The organism is Candidatus Cardinium sp. cBcalN2 (assembly GCF_022810445.1).
Classification (GTDB): domain Bacteria; phylum Bacteroidota; class Bacteroidia; order Cytophagales; family Amoebophilaceae; genus Cardinium.
In genome coordinates, this window is record NZ_JAACGD010000045.1 from 1 (window position 1) to 1,084 (window position 1,084).

Genomic DNA, 1,084 nt, shown 5'->3' on the forward strand with positions numbered 1-1,084 from the left:
ACTGCGCTGAACGGCTACTACTATAAATGCCTTTAGCATGAAGCGATTGATAATTGGACTATTGGATTGGTTATTTCCACCTTTATGTGCAGGGTGCAGCCAACTTGTACAGGGAGAAACATTCATTTGTACCGTTTGTTTAACTTCGTTTCCAGAAACAGATGCGCATCAATTAGTTGATAATGCTATTACCTACCATTTTGCAGGCAAAGCAACAATAACCTATGGATTCGCGTTATATAGTTTGAGAAAAAAAAGCCATCTTGAGCAAGTGCTTTTCGCAATGAAGTATAAAAATCAACCCCAAACTGGAGAGATGCTAGGGCAACGCTATGGAAATATTTTAAATCAAATATCGATTATCCAAAGAATAGATGCTATTGTAGCTATTCCTTTGCATCCTAAAAGATTTAAAGAACGAGGTTATAATCAAAGTGATTTTTTTGCACAAGGGCTTTCTGCTTCATTAAACATTCCTTTTTATCGAAGCTGTATAGCAAGAATCCGCTATACACCATCGCAAACAACCAAAAACAAAGTAGAGCGGATGACCAATCTTCAAGGTGCCTTTCAAGTAACAGCCCCCCATTTACTAACGGGCAAACACCTTCTGCTAGTAGATGACATTCTGACTACAGGTGCCACATTAAGCGCTTGCACCAATGCACTGTTAGCAGCAGGCGTAGCGAAAGTAAGCGTTGCAACCATAGCTGTAGTAGAAGCCTAAAAGACGAGCCCTTATTTTGGCACTCGCTTATGCTCAAGCAATTTATAAAAGATACAGTATGCGTTCAATAGTGTCAATTTAAGATATATATTTAATTGATTACTAGTCATAATAATATATAAAGCAACCAGAAAAACGCCCCTTGTAAAATAGTTGCGATCAGCAATCACCACTTGCAGCTGATCAGGAAAACAGCTGCCGGGATGGATTGCAGGGCAGCTCCTGTTTTTCCAGCTGTAAGCGGTGATTGCCGCAACTTTTTACCAGTGCTTGATTTTTTGCTTACTTTTTTATCAAGAAAAAAGTAAGTTTAAACAGCCTTATAATGAGTTTCCGATCATCACTATGGCTTATGCT

At 38.8% G+C, this 1,084-nt stretch carries 1 protein-coding gene; it reads left to right on the top strand.

Features of this window, described 5'->3' with window-relative positions; translation table 11 throughout:
• The first annotated feature begins 37 nt into the window (after positions 1 to 37).
• On the top strand, positions 38 to 727 hold the full coding sequence (locus MUW74_RS01550; RefSeq protein ID WP_243517648.1) for a ComF family protein: 690 nt from the start codon (positions 38 to 40) through the stop codon (positions 725 to 727).
• Positions 728 to 1,084: the final 357 nt, after the last annotated feature.